Consider the following 18,211-nt stretch of genomic DNA (forward strand, 5'->3'; position numbering starts at 1 on the left):
TTGAATTCATCATTTATTTTTCTCCTCTTTTGAACTTAAAGCTTTTACTTTGTAACAGAATCTTAACAAAATAAGGATGATGAGAAAGGTTTTGGAGAACAAGATAATACAGGAGATCGTTCTATTGATCTTTTCATTTATTCTTTTTACGTTGAACGACTGGATTTTGATCCTGAGCTGGAAGGGATTTCTGATGGGCGTGTTCTATTTCATGATCCTGTATGCGCACGCACAGTTAAATCGCTTTTTTCTATTACCGCTGCTACTTAAGAAAAATAAACCCTTGTTGTATGTTTTCGCGTCGGTAGCAACCCTGCTCATTTTTGCACTCCTATTAAAAGAGCTAACAGATAACGTGATCTACAAGAATTGTTTTCTCTACAAGAATCTTGTTCAGAAAACGTTCCATTATCAGTTTGGTGTATTATTGGGGTCCTTGATCTGCATATTGGGCAGTATTCAATTTATTGAATTTTACCGCTTTCAGCGTGTGAAGACGCGACGTGAACTGCTTTCGAATCAGACGCAGTTATCGCATTTAAAAAAGCAACTCAATCCACATTTTCTATTCAACACCTTAAATACTATTTATGGTATTAATCTAAAGTATCCGGAACGTACGTCCGAATTGATTATCAAAGTGTCGCAGCTGCTTCGTTATCAGATGGAGAGCGGTGAACGGGAGTATGTAGCTATGGATGATGAAATTGATTTTATTTCAAGTTATATTGAACTGGAACGCGAGCGACTAGGCTATCGAACGAAAATTGAATTTGATTATCAAAAAGAAGAAGATATCAATTATCAGATCGCACCTATGCTGTTGATTACGTTCGTAGAGAATGCTTTTAAACACGGAACCTGCAGTATTGAAGATTGTTTTGTTGATATCTCGATTAAGATTGAAAAAGGGAACTTATATTTGCATATACGGAATTCTGTACCTGTCAAGAAGAGGAATGTGTTCTCAGCAAAAATAGGTTTGGAAAATACGATCGCTCGATTAAAGCTCTTGTATCCTAATCGCTACGTATTGACCGCAGATTCCAGGAAAGAAGAGTATGAGGTGTCATTGGTTATCAATCTTTAAACAATGAGTAAAAGCAACTGTATTATAGTTGATGATGAGCCCGCAGCACATTATGTACTGGTAAATTATATTGAAAGAAGTACGGATCTGCAGTTGGTCGCTCAGTGTTATAATGCTTTTGAGGCATTGGAGTTTCTTCGGCAGAACAGTGTGGATTTAATCTTTCTGGATATTGAAATGCCCGAAATTAATGGCATGGAATTTCTTAAAATGCTGGATCATCCACCCAAGACAATTTTGACAACAGCGTATTCCGAATACGCACTGGAAAGCTATGATTATGGCGTTGTTGATTATTTATTAAAACCCATCTCGTTCCCCCGTTTTTTTAAGGCTGTTCAACGCTTTTTATCGTATAAGACGACGTTGTTGCCTCAAGAAGAAGAACCGAAATCGATTACTATACGCATGGATGGACGTGTCATTGATGTCAAATTAGCTCAGATCGATTTCATCCAAAGCTTTGGCAATTATGTGAAAATTGTCACTCCAAGCCAGACTTTTTTAACAGCAAGCACCACCCAACAAATACTTACACAGGTGCCGGCATCAAAATTTATCCGTATCCACAAATCCTACATTGCTTCGATCAATAAGGTGATCAAATATGAGCATGGAATGGTACAGATCAATAATACCTCCCTACCGGTCGGTATTACTTTCCGTCGGGAGTTACAGGAGCGGCTAGCCAATAAATAGGTCTGAGCGAATAGAGGTCTTATTGCTATAAGCGAGTCAGGTGACTACCATTTCTCTTTTAGCAGTTTTTCCAATTGACCAATTTCCGCTTGGTACATGGTTTTCTTTCTCGTTCCGAAGTAAAGTATATTTTCGACGGGAGAAGTCCCTTCCCAGATCAGTTTTATTTTCCCGGAAGCAAGTGCTTCGGCACATAGGAAGTCGGGAACAATGGAAAAGCCCGTGTTGTTACTCAAGCAGCGTATAATTGAACTAATATTTGGAACGATATAATTGGGACTGAAGTCTGGATGCTCTCCAAAGTGTGTGGACCAGTAGTTTTTTAGATGATCCATATCGGCAGCCGTGCTGTACCACAATTGTTTTTTTAGCAAGCGGGCAGCTTCTTTAATTTTGTCTTCTGCCAAGAGTTTCTCTAGTTCGGATGTATCTGTTTGACAACCCGCAATCAAGACAATACGCTCTTTTGAGAAAGCTTCATATTGCAGATTCTGCTGGTTTCCTTTCTGAGGCGTAATAATAAGATCCAATAGGCCATTGTCAAGGTCGTGCTGCATCTGAGGATATTCTCCAAATTTGATAATTAAATTAAAGGGTAGTTGCGCAATATGTTCCTCCAGGGTGTATTGAAAGGTCTCAAAACACATTCCGATACTAATTGTAACGCGTTCATCCAATGCGCGTTTGTGAAAATGCTGTTCGCCAGTTTCTAGTTTTTTAAGCGGGTCAATCACATAGTTGTACAAGATTTTGCCCTTTTCGGTCGGCACCATTCTTCGCGCAGATCGATCAAAAAGCTTGTGCCCAGTAAACGCTTCCAGGGAATTCAGATGTAGGCTGACACCAGGCTGAGAAATAAACAATTCCTGTGCTGCAGCAGATAATGTTCCGGTTTCATAGATTGCCTTAAATGTACGAAGCCATTCTAAGTTCCATTTCATAGTTATTATTTTTATGATACAAATATACAATTTAAGTTATTTGTGTGATTTAAAAATATTATAGAAATTTGTGTTATCAATAAGAAAAATGATAGAAATGAACATATTTATTATCAACGGCGGGCAGAAATTCGCACACTCGGGAGGCTCTTTTAATACGACGATAACAAATTGGACCCTTGAAACATTGGGTGATAATGGATTTGAAACAAGGGTTACCAATATCAACGATGATTTTGATCCAATGGTTGAAGTTGAAAATTTTAAATGGGCAGACATTATCATTTACCATTTTCCTGTATGGTGGTTTCAGGTTCCGAATCGTCTGAAGCTTTATATCGATGAGGTTTTTACGGCGGGTCACAACAATGGTATCTATAAACATGATGGTCGTTCACGTAACAATCCGGCCATTAACTATGGTACCGGTGGTTTGATGCAGGGTAAAAAATACCTGGTGACTTCGAGCTGGAATGCTCCTGAGACAGCCTTTACAATGGAAAATGAGTTTTTTGATCAGCATTCCGTTGATGCCGGTGTTTTATTCGGTTTTCACAAGATGAATCAGTTTGCCGGATTGGAACATCTGGGAAGTTTCCATTTTCATGATATGGAGAAAGGTGCGTCTCAAGAACGTATTGACAATTACGAAAAGGAATATAAACAATATTTGGAAGAGGTGTTCCATTTGGAAACCACGATGAACTAAAATTTATTGAGCGATAAATCGCTTTATCCGTGGCGTTATTACGATGAAAAGAGTAAATTACCAAAATAAAAATCAATAACATGAAGGTATATTTAACCGCAATTTTAAAGGCAGTTCCTGCACATCGGGAAGAAGTATTGGCATTATTGTTAGAAATGGTCGAAGCAAGTAGAAAGGAAGAAGCTTGTATACAGTACGATCTGCACCAGGTGAACAGTGATGAAAACCAGTTTATATTTTATGAAATATGGGAAGATCAGGCGGGCTTGGATGCGCATAATCAACAACCTTATATTGTAGCATTCGGAAAAGTTGCCGGTGAAAAATTGCAGGAAGCGCCTCAAATTATATTAATGAATAAAATCGCTTAATTTACAATGTGGCCTGTAAAGACCGTATTGAAAAGATAGCAAAGAATATCATGCAGTGGATGATGTATACAGGCGGAAGATATTGACTATAATTGAAGTATTGGTGGGTACCAAAATCATTTGCGTTGCCTTGAATAAGCTTGTTTTATTCTGATTTAGTGACGCGAATGATTTTGTTGGTACCTTGCTGAACAGCAACATCGACTTTACTTCGTTGCGTGTAGCTCTGTTGCAGGAGGTTCAATTTTTTGGACAGCTGGCCATCTTGATTGTCTAGCCAGAAGGTCGCAGCCATAATACCAATTTGAACTCTATAACTGGAATCAGTTTCCGGAACAAGCTGCTCGATAAGCTGATGTTGATACCAAGTGAGGTCTTTGTTTTCTTTTTGGGAAACACAGGCGTGTAGGAGAAATGCCAGAAGGGCTAGATAGCCGATTTTTAAAAGTTGACTGCGTCTTAGGTTCATCAATAGTTTTTTTGTGTTGCACCAAATCTACTATTTTTGCCCAAATAATAACTTAACTTTGTAAGTTTTTACGCTCCCGTTGAGACAGATACGCTTCATTTATTTATTAGACTTCTCGTGTATGCATATTCTAGTAAATCTAAAAATGTATGAAGTATGCTGTTTATCTGGCTGTAATCATAAGCCTGAATTTTCTCAGGTTAAATAGGCCCCGGGTGCTTCAAAAACTTCGTGTTGTGTAAAATGTATCCGCATCGTTTTTTTTGTTAGTTGTGTTCGTTCCAGTAATAACTATCTGGTGTAGGACGTTGTCCAAAAATTGCCGTGCCCACCCTGACTATGGTAGCCCCTTCTGCTATTGCTATTTCTAAATCTCCGCTCATGCCCATCGACAATTCTTGCATCGATACACCTGGAATAGCTAGGGCTATAATTTGTCGTTGAATTTGTTTGAGCAATTTAAAACAGGCACGTACCTGTTCGGCCTCGGCACTCAGTATACCGATAGTCATCAGTCCTTTAATCTTTAGTGTGCTTAATGTTGCTATTTGCTGAACCAGGCCGATCACTTCCCCTGGGGCAGCGCCGTACTTGCTCTCTTCGAAGGAGGTATTTACCTGGATGAGCACTTCCATGATTTTCTCTTCCTTTAAAAGGCGCTGATGCAATTTTTCGGCAAGATCGAAACGGTCTATCGAATGGATGCAGGTTACGTTGCATTTGAGGATATCTTTGATTTTATTGGTTTGCAGATGTCCAATAAAATGATTGACATGCGGAATGGTCTTTAAATACTCAAATTTGTCTTTCAATTCCTGTACTTTATTCTCTGCTATCAACGTTTGTCCTGCACGTAGTGCAATTTCAATACGTTCGGCGGGAACAGTTTTGGTTGCCAGCAATAATTTTACGTCCAGTGGATTTCGGTTAGTTGACTGGCAGGCTTTTTCTATACGCTGTTGAATAATGTGTATGTTTTCTGTAATAAGCTCATCCATGTTGCGGTTGTATTGTTTGTTATTGAAGTCAAAATTACAGCCAATTATTAGGAAAGAGCTAGTCCAATTTAGCTAATAGAAGCTGGTCCAGTCCGAACGTCTTTACACGAGTGCTTTTAGGTAAACTGCTCGATAGGCAGGGCGGCAATTGCTGAGATCAGTTTTCTTGCGTTTTGCCAGGCATATTTGGATTATATTGCTGTACATGTTCTGCCTTCGCATAGATATGAGGTCCATTCATATCAATTCCTTCGGCTAAAAAGTCGTCAAGAATTAACTGAAAAATTTCAGATTTTGCCTGGTCAATTTCCCCAGATTTGCCGATGTAAACATTCAGCTCATAGAGTACATAAAAATCATCTAACTTTTTTTGTAGCACAAATGGCGCGGGATTCACTTTAACTCTTTTTACGCGCGGTGGTATGTTTAAAAGCAACTCATGGATCCGTTGCCAAGGCTCTTCATAACCGACTGTCAATTCCACCTGAAAGCAGATTCCATCTTCTGAGAAGGTAGAATAATTGACGGTATTTCCAGAAAGTACCGACGAATTGGGGATGGTAATTTCTTCATTTTTTATCGTTCGAAGCCTTGTTACCAGTGGTGATTTTTCGATAACAACACCTGTTTTGTCGGCAATTGTGATGCGGTCTCCGATCCGGAAAGGACGCATATAGGTGATCACAAGACCTGCAATGATATTAGAAATCGCAGATGATGATCCTAAAGAAAACAGGATACCAATAAATACGGATATTCCTTTAAAGATATCTGAATTGGCTCCGGGTAAGTAAGGGAATATGAGCACCAGCGTAAATGCTTGAAGCAGGAAGCGAACGATGGTAAAGGTGGGCATGGCAAAATCACGGTGAAAGCCGTTAATTTCTAATTTGCCCTTGTCAATTTCGCTAAAAATATATTTTATGAATCGAACAGCATAGCGCATGACGACAAGAATAACAAATATTGTAATCAGATTTGGAATATAATCCCAAATGGCCAACACTGCCGTTTTAAGCGGTTTTGTGAAAAGTCCGATCAGATTGGAAGCCCAGCTCTGTGTAAATGGAAAAACACTGAAAACAATAGGCAGCATGATAAAGGCGATTAGGATGATCAATCCCCAATGTAAGATACTAATCGCATGAATAAACATCCGTGTTTTTTGTACCGAAGTAACGAGTACGTAATTTTTGATCTTAATGTCTTTAATCCGCTGCGTTCGTTCCGTTAGTATGCGTCGTGTACCGTATGCTTTTAATCGATTAATCAATAAGATCAGAATAGAAAAAACAACGAGAATAAGGAATACAAGTCCAATACGTATAAGAAGTTTTGTGATGCTGTTCGCGGCGCGTTCAGCTGTGATGGTATCTTGAATCTTTTTTAAATAGTTTGCCGCAATTTCTTCTTTGCTTTTTCCTTCAAGAAGTGCATCGAGTTCGGTGATAGAGGTGATCACCAGATCTTTGTAAACGATGTCGGCGCTGATTTCGTTGTTTTCGATTTTAAATGAATCTACGTTCACAAAATCATCTTCATAGAGATTGTGGATTCTGCTCACCACGTTGGAAGCGCGATCTTTGGCTAACGACGATCCAAGCTTATTGTAGATATAGAATAAAGTGTCTTGAAACGGAGCGACGGCGTATCTTTTTGTGTTTTTTTTGATGGAGTCTACTTTGACTTTCAGTTGCTGCTGCCGAATGGTATTTTCTTCGTCAAAATCATTGAGCTGCTGTTTTAAGTTCTCCTTTTTCGGACTATTTTGACTTTTAAGGTCGGCAATTTCATGCTGAAGCTTTACCCGTTCGAGCGAATCATTGATTTGCTGTTGCCTAATTCCATTCAGTAGGGAACTCAGATCCAGCTCTTTTTTATTGACGGAATCTATTTCTTGTGCATAGAGCTGTAAGCTTGTTGACAAAAGATAAGATAGGGTCATTAAGAAATAAACGTAAATACTTCTCATCGTGTTGTTGGTAAAAATGAAAGCCGATGTGTATAGGTCATTTTGCACATAACGATCGGACAGGTTCTCAAAGATAATAATTATCTTGATTAGATGGCAGATTGTCAAATATGATATAAATTGGAGCTAAAATGATACGATGCGACAGCTCAATTTCAATTATTCCGACTTTCTTTGTTAAAACGATTGGGCATACATCCAATGCACAAATGTTTGCAGCTAATTTTATCCAATAAATATGATTAAACCTTTTAAAAAATCTATTCATGCAACCAACAACCTTGGGAAGATAGGCCTCTGCCTTATAGTAGCCTGTATATCCTCGGTTTTAGCGGGACAAGCCCAAGAACGGAAAGCTCCAGCTTATCCATTGATTACGCATAATCCGAATTTTAGTATATGGTCAATGACCGATCAGCTTCACGGGTCGACAACAAAACACTGGACAGATGCGGATCACTCGCTGTTGGGCCTAATTGATGTGGATGGCAAGATCTATCGTTTTCTTGGCCAGGAAGAACCTAATTATGCAGTTATTCTCCCGACTGCGGAAGATAAATCTTATACGGTACAGTATACTGAGTCGAAGCCTCAAGGTGGTTGGGAGTCTTCCGCTTATAATACGAATACTTGGAAATCGGGGCATGCACCTTTTGGTGATGATGAGAAGCAGGTAAAAACGCTTTGGAAGTCGGATGATCTCTGGGTGAGACGTGACTTTGTCGTAGCCGACCCAAAGGGTATCAATGAGTTATTTTTAAAACTCAATCATGATGATAATATAGAAGTATTTTTGAACGGGAAGAAGGTTTACGAAAAGATAGGTTGGACCAATAGTTTTCACTATTTACCGATTGACAAGACGAATTTGAAAGCCGGGAAAAATAATATGGCCATCCATTTGAAGAATAGTGCTGGTGGTCGTTACTTGGATTTTGGTTTGGTTGACAGGCTTAAAGAGCGTGGCCCACGGGTTCAGGAAGCCGTGCAAAAAGAGGTGGAAATAACAGCTACACGTACAGTTTACAATTTTCAGGCTGGTAAAGTGGATCTAAAATTAACCTTTACTTCGCCGCTGCTTATGGATGATCTGAATGTGTTGGCCAGACCGGTAAGCTACATCACTTATCATGTAAAGGCAAACGATGGAAAGCAGCATGCTGTTAAAGTTTTTTTGAGTGCGTCAACAAATATTGCGGTGTTTAAGCCTTCGCAGGAAGTAACCGCCGAAAAATATGAAACGGCAAAATTGTCGGTACTAAAAGCTGGAACGGTTGAACAGCCTATTTTGCAGAAAGGTGCCGATGATATGCGGATAGACTGGGGGTATTTTTATGTTGCTTCACCAAAGCGAGATAAGACGCAACAGTTTATTAGTCCGGTGGGCGGGGCCGTCGACGCTTTCAGAAAGGGAACAACGACCGCTGCAAAAACTGTTAAGGGTACATCACTTGCGCTGAACACGGTCATTCCATTTGGCAATGTGGGTGCGAAAGCAGAGGAGCGTTTTGTTGAGGTAGGCTACGATGAAATTTATGCGATTCAGTATTTCAACAATAACCTAAGACCGTGGTGGAACAATTCAGGGAAAGAAACGATGGAAAATCAGCTGACTTTGGCTGCAGACCAGTATCGTAGCGTGGTCGATAAATGTACGGCATTTGACAAGTCTGTTTATGCAGATGCGCTCAAATCGGGCGGAAAAGAGTATGCACATCTTAGCATACTGGCTTATCGTCAAAGTATCGCAGCTCATACCTTGGTGAAAAGTCCGCAAAATGAACTATTATGGCTTTCGAAAGAAAATAATAGTGGTGGATTTATTAATACGGTGGATGTAACTTATCCTTCAGCCCCTTTGTATTTGATCTACAATGCGGAGTTATTGAAGGGAATGTTGAGCGGAATATTTTATTTTAGTGAAAGCGGGAAATATCCATACCCTTGGGCCGCGCATGATTTGGGTACTTATCCACTGGCCAATGGTCAGACCTATGGCGAACCGATGCCGGTGGAAGAGTCAGGAAATATGATTATCCTCACTGCAGCGATCGCGAAAGTGCAGGGGAACAGTGATTATGCTAGAAAGCATTGGAAAACTCTTACTACTTGGGTAGATTATCTTGTTAAAGACGGTTTTGATCCTAAAACGCAGCTTTGTACAGACGATTTTGCCGGTCACCTTGCACGCAATACGAACTTATCTGTCAAAGCAATTGTTGGTATCGCTTGTTATGCGCAGCTCGCTGAAGCAATAGGTGAAACAGCTACTGCAAAAAAATACCGTGCAATTGCGGAGGAAATGGTTCCAAGATGGATGGAAATGGCAGATGCTGGCGACCATTATGCGCTGACATTTGATGATAAAAATACTTGGAGTCAGAAATATAATTTGATCTGGGACAAAGTATTGGGGTTAAATCTATTTCCTCAAAACGTGTATGACACTGAAATCAAGTATTACCTCACGAAACAGAATAGATTCGGTATCCCGTTGGATAGCCGCAAAGCATACACCAAAAACGACTGGATTCTTTGGACAGCATCATTTGCACCATCAAGAGAAACATTTGAAGCATTGGTGAAGCCTGTATACCAGCATGCGATTCAAACGGAATCTCGTGTCCCTTTGAATGATTTTTATGATTCCAATACCGGAATTCGTGAAAATTTTAAGGCACGTAGTGTCGTTGGAGGGTTTTATATGAAAATTTTAGCGGATAAGCTGCAACAACAATAAACCAAAGACCCAGGAGTAGCTGTCTCAATGAACGAAGAATACAGATCATCAATAGGTCACCGGTATGTGAAGGATCACTGTGGTGCCAGCATTAGGGCTTTTGTAGATCTGTATACTTGCTTTTTTTCCGAGCAATTGCATGCGTTCTCGGCAGATGGCTCCTGAAAGCGACCGATGTGACAATTCAGGAATGTCGCTATTGATTTTACCACTATCTTGAATCTTCACGCGCAGGATATCTCCTGATAGTGCAAATTGGATGTCAATGCTGCCATTGCCTATATGGAGGTCTATACCATGAAGAATAGCATTTTCAACATAGGGTTGTATCAGCATGGGAGGTAGCATCACCGCACTGAGGTCTTGATCTTGCGGAGGTGTAATATGGTAATGAAAAGTGTCATCAAAACGCATTTGCTGTAGAATGAGATAGTTTTCTAAGGCCTCAAGTTCCTCACTTAGTGGGACAACATTCTCGCGGCTTAATTCGAGATTGCTACGTAATAAGCGACTGAAAAGAGTTAAATATTTAATGGCATCTTCTTTTTTATCAAGGCGCATAAAGCTTTGAACAGCCGAAAGAGTATTGAAAATAAAGTGTGGTTCCATCTGTGTGCGTAGTAATTGCTGCTGCAATAAGACCTTTTCTTTTTCTTGCCTGGAACGTCGCTGGCGAAAACTGGAATATAGAAAGAAAAGGATGATGATCAATAAAATGATGGCCAAAGAGGTTGTCATGAGCCAGAGACGATTTTGCTGCAGTTGAAGTTTATTGATTTCAATATTTTCATTCAGCATACGAATAGATTGATCTTTCGCCTGAAGCTGATAAAGAGCATTCATTTCTGCAATCGCCTGTGTATTCTCTGACTGGTAAATACTCCTTTGTAACTGAACAAGGTGATTCAATACATCTATTGAGGCTTTATTTTTCCCTTGCGAGCTGTATAGCGCGGCGAGGTTGTTTTGAAAGGTAATTTCGTTGGCGGGAAAAATTAATTTTGGAAACTGTGCTTTCAGCCTATTGGCCTTTTGGATGAATTTTTCTCCCAAAGCGGGCTTATTTAATGTAACATAAATTGCAGCTACATTGCTGTAATCAACAAATAAATTATTCATCAATGTTGGAGATGATGTCTGTTGATGCAAATGTTCGTCTATTGCAATTTTTCGCAGTTCATAGTGTAAAATGGAATCAGTTTTTCTCGCAGTTTCGTAGTATTGGATCTTCGAATCGTACAAAAAGCTGATGTTGTATTTGTCTGGGTGCTTAGCGTGTAATTCTTCGAGTTTATGGAGGTAGGGAGCAATTTCAGCTGCAGTTCTCTGCAAGGTATTCAGTGTCTGGATAATTTGTACCAAAACGCGTTGTCGATTGATATGTCCTTCAGGCAATGAATCTACTAGGGGTAATGCCGCTCGATTCATCTTTTCGGCAAGATTATACTGAAAGGAAGTGAGGTTGTTTTGCGCTGCAGACAGTAATATTGCTGATTTTGCTTCGTTTGACAGTCCTGATGCGGTGTCCGACAAAACAATTGTAGCAGCTTTATTATAATAATAGCCTGCTTCTCGTTCCTTTGCTTCGAGACTGCGGATGTTTCCTATGCCGTTATAAATAAGCGCCTTGTATTTTGCATTCCCCGTGGTTGGTTCAATCAGCTCAAGAGCCTTTTCAACAAAGAAAAGCGCTGAATCCTGCCTGCTCCTGGCATATTGTCGAGCCAAGTAATATTTTACGCGGGCAGCCAGTACGGTATCTTTTTTCACATTCAAATTCTGATCTAATTCTAACCAGGCCTGTTTTAAAGAATCCGCGTTTGCGCCATTCATTTTTTGGTCCTCGAGCGATTGAATTTGTGCGGCAAGAGCTTTACCTTCAGGTGAGTATGTGCCTTTCTTTTCCGTACAGGCTATGAACAATAGCGAGATTAGTAGCCAAGGTAAAATGCGGTTCAGTGCGCTCATTTTTCTGGAAACAGCTGATTTAAAATCGAGTTTTTTCTGCGCGAGGAGATGGGAATTTCCTCTTTGTTTTTTAAGACAATATATTCTGAGCGATTGACGCCTGAAATATGCGACCTATTAACAAGATAGGACTGATGGGTGCGCAAAAAGTAGGGCTGGGGCAATAATTCTTCATAATATTTGAGCGGTTTGGATATTAACTCTTTTGTGCCATCATTTAAAAAGAAAAATGTATAGGGGCCATCCCCTTTGCAATATACGATGTTATGAACAGGAACGATGCGTACTTGCTGTAGGGATGATAACGCGATACTTTCGGGTAATTCCCGGGCATAAAACGCCTCTTGTGCCATGGATAGACGTTGCATCCATTGTGGATTGTTTTCTCTTTTGCGTCGAAAGCGTTCTAAAGCTTCGTTTAATTCGGTTTGATCTACAGGTTTTAAGAGGTAATCTAGCGCACCATATTTAATGGCTTTGATTGCAAAATGATTGTAAGCAGTAATGAAAATAATATTCTGTGGAATTACAGTCAACTTCTTTAAGATATCAAATGCTGTTCCGTCGCGGAGCTGAATATCCATAAGAACAACATCAGGTTTTTTGTCTTCAATCAGTTTAACAGCATTTGTCACAGTATCACTCCAGCCAACAAGTTCAACGTCAGTCTCCTGTTGCACCAAATAGCTGATTTCTTTGCGTATGGCGGGCTCATCTTCAATAATGGCTATTCTTATCATCTATTCATAATGCTTTATATCGGATAAAAATAATAATAGTAAGTCAGTAATCTCACTCCATTTACAAATCTTTGCTATTATTTATTATCCAGATTCAAATTCAAACGCCGGAAAGCTGAATTTATCATTTAATTTCAAATAGTGTTTAAAATCTTTATATTTAGTAGGGGTAAGGCTAATTGGATATGGAGATTCGAAAGTCATTAAAATCGGTTTTTGCTGGAGGCATTGGTTTAGTCACTCTATTGGCCCTTGTTGGGCAATTTACATTAAGTGCTCTTGTCTCGAAGCTTGGTACAACCGATTATGTAATACAGTTTTTTAGTTATTTCACGATTTTAAGTAATGTCTTGGTGCTATTATGTTGTTTTTTTACTGTTTTCTTGGCAAAAAGCCGATTGGGCATATTCTTCACTAACTCCCAAACAATTACTGCCGTCACACTTTACATACTTATTGTCGCACTGATCTATAATAGCTTACTTCGTTTTTTGTTAAACACAAGAGGGATGCTGAGTTTGGTAGACGAGTTACTGCATGTTGTCACGCCTTTAAGTTTTTTCCTCTTCTGGTGGCTATTTTGTAACAAAAAAGTGCTCCGTTGGCGCCAGATTTTCTATTGGTTGATTTTCCCGTTAGGCTATCTGTTGTACACATTGTGGCATGGTTCGGTTTCTGGATTTTATCCTTATCCTTTTATAAATGTTTCTGAGTTGGGTATAGAAAGCGTTATTTTGAACAGTTTGGCAATGACTTTGGTTTTCGTCCTAATCGCGGTGGTATTGATTGGATTGGGAAAGTGGCAAAATAAACAGCGTACTCAACGTATTGAAAAATAACAAAACTCAAAGCTGTTCGATATTGTTATATGACAGAACAGTTTCTATTTTATACTTTAATTGAATTGAAAATGGTTATACGATTTTTTGTCTGTGTCTCTTTGGTATTATGTACGATATGTTGTTTTGGTCAAGTTGATGTTGATAAAATGAGGGCCGAGTACGCTACCGCCGTTCAAAATAAGAAGCTCTGCGAAACGAATCTGAAACTATTGGAAAAATCCGCCAATTCCGCAACGGAGAAAGGGTACCTCGCTGCTTATGAAATTTTATGGGCCAAACATATGGGCAACCCTTTTTCGAAATTGGGTCAATTCAAAAAAGGAAAGAAGCTTTTAGAAGAAATGATCATGAAATATCCGGACAATATCGATTTACGGTTTATTCGATGGAGTGTACAGACGCATGCACCGTCTTTTCTAAGCTATGGTAAAGATCGATTGCGAGACAAGGAATATTTGGTAAAAAATTTGCATAAATTGCCCAACCCAAAGGGTAGAGAAGTGATCTACAAGTATTTAAAAGAAGCAAATAGTTATCTTAAAGGCGATCATGCCTTTTCACAGGCCGAACTGAATCAGCTCGCCAAATAGAAAGTATACTGTCTATCGTTAAGGAATGTATTGTATGTATAGGTTCTAAATGGTATATTATACCATATACTGTATCACAATGTATACGAGCGCAAAATGTTCAACAAAATGATTGAACACAAAATTAGAAAGACCCCGTCATTTTCCTCATGTCGGGGTTCTGTTTTAAGAGACCGCTATGGATAGCCCCTTTTCCTTTATTATGATTGTTTTAAATCAGCATGCTTAGTCTCAATATAGTCGATTTCAATGGCCGATCGCGCGAATATTAAACGATGCGATGCGAATAATAACTAGCGGTTGTCAAAAGCTGGAGTACACTTATTTTTGTCTACATATCCCTTTGTAGTTTTAATACAGAAATGGTTACTAAATCATAAAAATTGACAGATGTTTAAAAATAGGAGACTCAGCAAAAATCCGCTTCATTATGTATATGCGGTATTATGGATTGTTTTATTTGGTTCAATCGCTTACTATATTTATTCGGGAGCAGCATTTAAACCCGACAATGGCAAAATTCATTTGGTAGCTATTCTTATCGCTTGGGTGGTAGAGTATCTAGGACTTACAATGACAAGTCTACTATTCTTAATTTATGGAATCTATCGAGCGATGACTACCGTATTTGACAAAACAGACTTGAGCACTGACAATTAACACGTCGCTGCAAAACCGCGTTTACATTCAAGAATATACTAGATTTTAACTTGCTATACGTGTTTTGACGGCGATGAAGGTTTTTCAAGACATTAGCTGAAGGTTTTTAAGACATTATATGCGCGATGGGTTGGAGGCTTTAGCAAAGCGGTTTTTTAAATGCTGCCTCCTTGAACGGCGCAGGCGTGATTTTTTTACAGGGTAATGTCTGTTCTTGGTAATATTGTTAAAAATTAAGGCTACTAGCAATAGAATTGTGCAGCCTGATAGAACCGGGCTTAATACATACCAGTATCCCATAGATGCAATTTTCGTTCCGCTGCTGACTGCAATCAGCGCTGTTGCTCCACCCGGAGGATGCAAGGTACGGGTATACTGCATACACACAATTGACAACGCAACAGCAGAAGGGGCTGTAAGCCAAATAATATCAGGAAGGAGCTGCGCCACTGTGACGCCAGCGATGGCAGAGACAACATGCCCACCGATTAGGTTGCGAGGCTGTGCTAGTGGGCTTTGTATCGCTCCGTAAACCAAAACTGAAGAAGCTCCAAAAGAGCCTATCAAAAAGACATTTTCTATTGAGGGTAAGTGAAGTGATTGGATATAAGCGATAATGAATATCCCGACAAAGGCACCAATGAAGGACCAAAAATGTTCCCAAGGATCGACTAATGTCTCCCTATAGACCACGTATCGGTATATCCGTAATTTTCTTTGAAGATGCTGTTTCATTTTATGTGCAAATATAGATAGAACTAGCGTTCAAATTTTGTGCATTCTATCTCGATTTTTGAAGATTTTATACCATGCAATAGCGATTAACTAAGCTTTGCAGGTATACGCTATTTGTCCTCCAAAGCTGTCCACGTGCTTTTTTTGAAGCAGTTGGCGGAATGTGGGTACCAATAGGTTATACGTTTAACAAGAGCTCTATTTAAGTAAGCTGCATATACATATGATAATATGCGCTACCTGCAACGTACGTTTTCTTCCCAATGTGAAAACCAATCCTTTCATAGAGCTTTCGCGCATTTGGATTCGCGAGGTCAACAAGTAAGCCAACCTGATTAAAGTGATTTTCTTTAGCATGTGTAATGGCATGGTGTAAAAGTTTGGTTCCGATACCTTTACCTCTTGCAGTGGGGGCAACAGCGATGGAATCGATATAAAATTCGCCACCGGCCGTTTCAGTTTCTGGAATCAAATTATTTGCGTAGTGCTCCGTTATAAGATCCAGGATAGGCTGTCTTAATTCAATAAACCGGTCACCATCGTAACCTGTCAATGAACCTATAATCCGGTCATCGACGTCAACGACCACAAAAGTGTTTTCATAGCTGTAGAGATTTCCTTTTTGTTGGAAAAGCTGCGTTAAAAAATGTACGGCTGCATGTTGATCTTCTTGTCGGATCAAGCGGAATATCATCTCTTCCATTGCCTGAAGCATAATTTCAGGAACACGGTGCGAATCGCTTGCTGTGGCTTGTCTAATTTTATAGTGGGTATCCATGATGGTAACAATAAAAACGAAGTTAGTAAACTTGATCGACTTTACTTAGACGATTTGATTTCCCTGCTTTGGGTCGAATATTTGATCAGGACAGTTGAATATCAATCTGCTTATATTCCTAAAATATTTCTTACTATTTTTAAAACGTGTTGTTGTATCTTAATAGAGGACGACAGCTTTTTGGATTAAAACAAAATATAATGATTGTAAGAGTTACAGTTTCTGCTTTTTTGGTTGCTATTTTTAGTCTCATCGCGACCCTACTTGTACATGAAGCAGATTTAAATATGATTTATGCGGCTTTCTGCTGTTCGCCGTATTTTATTATTCTCGCGTTGGTTTATTTTCATTTCGATGTTTTTAGGAAGAAATTTAGTAGGGTAGTGAAGCAAAAAATCGTTTTTGAATTTGGTTACGGATTTCTATTTTATTGCTTTTTTTCTTTCTTGCTTCCAGTATTACTTTATTTATTTACGTTAGATAATGCGTACGAACATCGTTATTATGCGGATTTAGTTGGGGTAATTAAGGAAATGCTGCCTTGGATGTTAACAATCAGTGCATTCCTCTCCTTATCGAGCGGCGTGATGATAATCTGGGCAGTAACATCCTGGAAATATGTGCTGTTCACGCTATTCGGACTTCTGGTTTCACTCCCGGTTATATTTGCATTATCAACGACTATAAGCGCATTTAATGAACGACGGGAGGCACGTCTCAGGCAGGAAGATCATGTTAAGAACGGACGCTATACATGGTCCTGCTCGATGAGTAACCCAACAGCTTATCCGGTTCAGTTATATAATGGACGTTTTATCTTTCCAAAAGATGAGGATTACAAATTTACGTTTAGTGAGGGCAATATTGTGAACTATCATGGCGTGTGGGGACAAGCAGGAGGTGGTTCGTATGAACAAATGATGTCATTACCTAAAGCATTGGATGTGACTTGGTATTCATTCGTTGAAGATGCTTTTTATCGGATGGAGGGTGCGATTGATTACAATAAATTACGGACACTTTTCAGCACGTCATTTCAAGAAAAAGGAGCGAACAAAACTGTGGACGAACATTATAATAAGATTATTTTGGGTTTTGCTCCGGGGGGCGTACTGGTGATATGGGTGACGGGCACAGGACGTCGTCAAATTGAAATCGGCCGATATCAAGCTAAGAAAGTAGTGATCAAAGCTACGGATCAATACAAAGGAAATGGGACGTATGGAAATATCTTTAATAAGGAATGGCGAGAAACGGTATTGTCCGACACTTCAATTATTCCTTCGGAGATTCAGCAAGCAATTGCAAATAAACCTATTCCGTATGGTTATTGGGATAAATTGCGTATGCGCTATCAGTTGCAGCCAAAATTTATTTTTTCTTCCGACATTAAAGCTTTCGATGCAGATTTTGAGTTTTTTAATGCAGAGCGTTTTGTCTTTGATGAGAGCGGCCGGTATATGGATATGGAGGCTCGAGGCCTTCCGAAGGACATTTACATCAAATGGTATGATCAGCATAATAACCGCTGCGCCGCCCGGTTTATTTTTGATGAAGATGAAACTTTTAAAAACTTTGCTTCATTTTTCAGTGATAAAAGGGGGGATAGCGCCGAATTGGCGATCAGTGTTGATACAAAGACTAAAATAGCAACAGCGACATTGATTAATCATAGCGCGGAAAAGATGCTTTTAAAAACCGAGGTAATCGACTATGGAGCCCATTTTTAGCGTGTTAAGTTACCTCAGCAGTATCTTTACGACATCCCATAAATCTCAATAGATTAGGTTTCCGCCTAAGTACTTTGTACAATGAGTGCTGGAGTTAAGGAATGTTAAAACTGATATATAATCTTTTTATTTCGCTATATTCATGAAAACGTTTACATGTTATCGATAACGATAACGCC

17 protein-coding genes are annotated in these 18,211 nt (G+C 39.3%); 9 read left to right on the plus strand and 8 right to left on the minus strand.

What is annotated here, in order from left to right:
• Nucleotides 1-76 precede the first annotated feature (76 nt).
• Complete coding sequence (locus tag B3E00_RS13440; RefSeq protein WP_209577940.1) at nucleotides 77-1,090, plus strand: sensor histidine kinase; 1,014 nt, start codon at nucleotides 77-79, stop codon at nucleotides 1,088-1,090.
• Nucleotides 1,091-1,093: 3 nt separating this feature from the next.
• Complete coding sequence (locus B3E00_RS13445; RefSeq protein WP_209577941.1) at nucleotides 1,094-1,789, plus strand: LytR/AlgR family response regulator transcription factor; 696 nt, start codon at nucleotides 1,094-1,096, stop codon at nucleotides 1,787-1,789.
• A 44-nt stretch (nucleotides 1,790-1,833) separates the two neighbouring features.
• Here B3E00_RS13445 and B3E00_RS13450 read toward each other — a convergent pair whose 3' ends face one another.
• Complete coding sequence (locus B3E00_RS13450) at nucleotides 1,834-2,730, minus strand: LysR family transcriptional regulator (protein WP_209577942.1); 897 nt, start codon at nucleotides 2,728-2,730, stop codon at nucleotides 1,834-1,836.
• Between the two features lie 97 nt (nucleotides 2,731-2,827).
• On the opposite strand from B3E00_RS13450, the gene B3E00_RS13455 reads away from it, so the two are divergent.
• Together B3E00_RS13455 and B3E00_RS13460 are read left to right on the plus strand one after the other, a co-directional pair.
• Nucleotides 2,828-3,439: an NAD(P)H-dependent oxidoreductase gene (locus B3E00_RS13455; protein ID WP_293938823.1), complete on the plus strand. Its 612-nt coding sequence runs from the start codon at nucleotides 2,828-2,830 to the stop codon at nucleotides 3,437-3,439.
• Between the two features lie 80 nt (nucleotides 3,440-3,519).
• Entirely contained in the window at nucleotides 3,520-3,810 is a 291-nt protein-coding gene (locus B3E00_RS13460; protein ID WP_115050043.1) for a putative quinol monooxygenase, read from the plus strand.
• 145 nt (nucleotides 3,811-3,955) lie between these two features.
• Here B3E00_RS13460 and B3E00_RS13465 read toward each other — a convergent pair whose 3' ends face one another.
• From B3E00_RS13465 to B3E00_RS13475, 3 genes are all read right to left on the minus strand, one after another.
• On the minus strand, nucleotides 3,956-4,279 hold the full coding sequence (locus tag B3E00_RS13465) for a hypothetical protein (RefSeq protein WP_209577945.1): 324 nt from the start codon (nucleotides 4,277-4,279) through the stop codon (nucleotides 3,956-3,958).
• Between the two features lie 266 nt (nucleotides 4,280-4,545).
• Nucleotides 4,546-5,277 (minus strand): YggS family pyridoxal phosphate-dependent enzyme, encoded by a 732-nt coding sequence (locus B3E00_RS13470; protein ID WP_209577946.1) that lies wholly within the window; start codon nucleotides 5,275-5,277, stop codon nucleotides 4,546-4,548.
• A gap of 157 nt (nucleotides 5,278-5,434) precedes the next feature.
• Nucleotides 5,435-7,249: a mechanosensitive ion channel domain-containing protein gene (locus B3E00_RS13475; RefSeq protein ID WP_293938828.1), complete on the minus strand. Its 1,815-nt coding sequence runs from the start codon at nucleotides 7,247-7,249 to the stop codon at nucleotides 5,435-5,437.
• A 238-nt stretch (nucleotides 7,250-7,487) separates the two neighbouring features.
• On the opposite strand from B3E00_RS13475, the gene B3E00_RS13480 reads away from it, so the two are divergent.
• On the plus strand, nucleotides 7,488-9,989 hold the full coding sequence (locus tag B3E00_RS13480) for a glutaminase family protein (protein WP_293938830.1): 2,502 nt from the start codon (nucleotides 7,488-7,490) through the stop codon (nucleotides 9,987-9,989).
• Between the two features lie 48 nt (nucleotides 9,990-10,037).
• Here the strand turns inward: B3E00_RS13480 and B3E00_RS13485 are convergent, their stop codons facing one another.
• Nucleotides 10,038-11,957 (minus strand): sensor histidine kinase, encoded by a 1,920-nt coding sequence (locus tag B3E00_RS13485; protein WP_293938832.1) that lies wholly within the window; start codon nucleotides 11,955-11,957, stop codon nucleotides 10,038-10,040.
• On the minus strand, nucleotides 11,954-12,697 hold the full coding sequence (locus tag B3E00_RS13490; RefSeq protein WP_209577950.1) for a LytR/AlgR family response regulator transcription factor: 744 nt from the start codon (nucleotides 12,695-12,697) through the stop codon (nucleotides 11,954-11,956). The genes B3E00_RS13485 and B3E00_RS13490 overlap by 4 nt, the downstream gene beginning before the upstream one ends.
• 185 nt (nucleotides 12,698-12,882) lie before the next feature.
• Between B3E00_RS13490 and B3E00_RS13495 the strand changes: the two genes are divergently transcribed.
• From B3E00_RS13495 to B3E00_RS13505, 3 genes are all read left to right on the plus strand, one after another.
• A complete protein-coding gene (locus tag B3E00_RS13495) occupies nucleotides 12,883-13,536 on the plus strand; it encodes a Pr6Pr family membrane protein (protein WP_209577951.1) in 654 nt (217 codons plus the stop codon).
• Nucleotides 13,537-13,607: 71 nt separating this feature from the next.
• Complete coding sequence (locus B3E00_RS13500; protein ID WP_209577952.1) at nucleotides 13,608-14,129, plus strand: hypothetical protein; 522 nt, start codon at nucleotides 13,608-13,610, stop codon at nucleotides 14,127-14,129.
• A 390-nt stretch (nucleotides 14,130-14,519) separates the two neighbouring features.
• Nucleotides 14,520-14,789: a hypothetical protein gene (locus B3E00_RS13505; RefSeq protein ID WP_293938835.1), complete on the plus strand. Its 270-nt coding sequence runs from the start codon at nucleotides 14,520-14,522 to the stop codon at nucleotides 14,787-14,789.
• Between the two features lie 114 nt (nucleotides 14,790-14,903).
• Here B3E00_RS13505 and B3E00_RS13510 read toward each other — a convergent pair whose 3' ends face one another.
• Together B3E00_RS13510 and B3E00_RS13515 are read right to left on the minus strand one after the other, a co-directional pair.
• A complete protein-coding gene (locus tag B3E00_RS13510) occupies nucleotides 14,904-15,524 on the minus strand; it encodes an HPP family protein (RefSeq protein WP_293938837.1) in 621 nt (206 codons plus the stop codon).
• 202 nt (nucleotides 15,525-15,726) lie between these two features.
• Complete coding sequence (locus B3E00_RS13515) at nucleotides 15,727-16,302, minus strand: GNAT family N-acetyltransferase (RefSeq protein WP_293938839.1); 576 nt, start codon at nucleotides 16,300-16,302, stop codon at nucleotides 15,727-15,729.
• A gap of 200 nt (nucleotides 16,303-16,502) precedes the next feature.
• Here B3E00_RS13515 and B3E00_RS13520 point away from each other — a divergent pair, with 200 nt between their 5' ends.
• Nucleotides 16,503-18,032 carry a DUF2931 family protein gene (locus B3E00_RS13520; RefSeq protein WP_293938841.1) on the plus strand — a complete coding sequence of 510 codons (1,530 nt, stop codon included), beginning with the start codon at nucleotides 16,503-16,505 and terminating at the stop codon, nucleotides 18,030-18,032.
• Nucleotides 18,033-18,211 lie beyond the last annotated feature (179 nt).

Source organism: Sphingobacterium sp. UBA5996, from assembly GCF_002429765.1.
GTDB lineage: Bacteria > Bacteroidota > Bacteroidia > Sphingobacteriales > Sphingobacteriaceae > Sphingobacterium.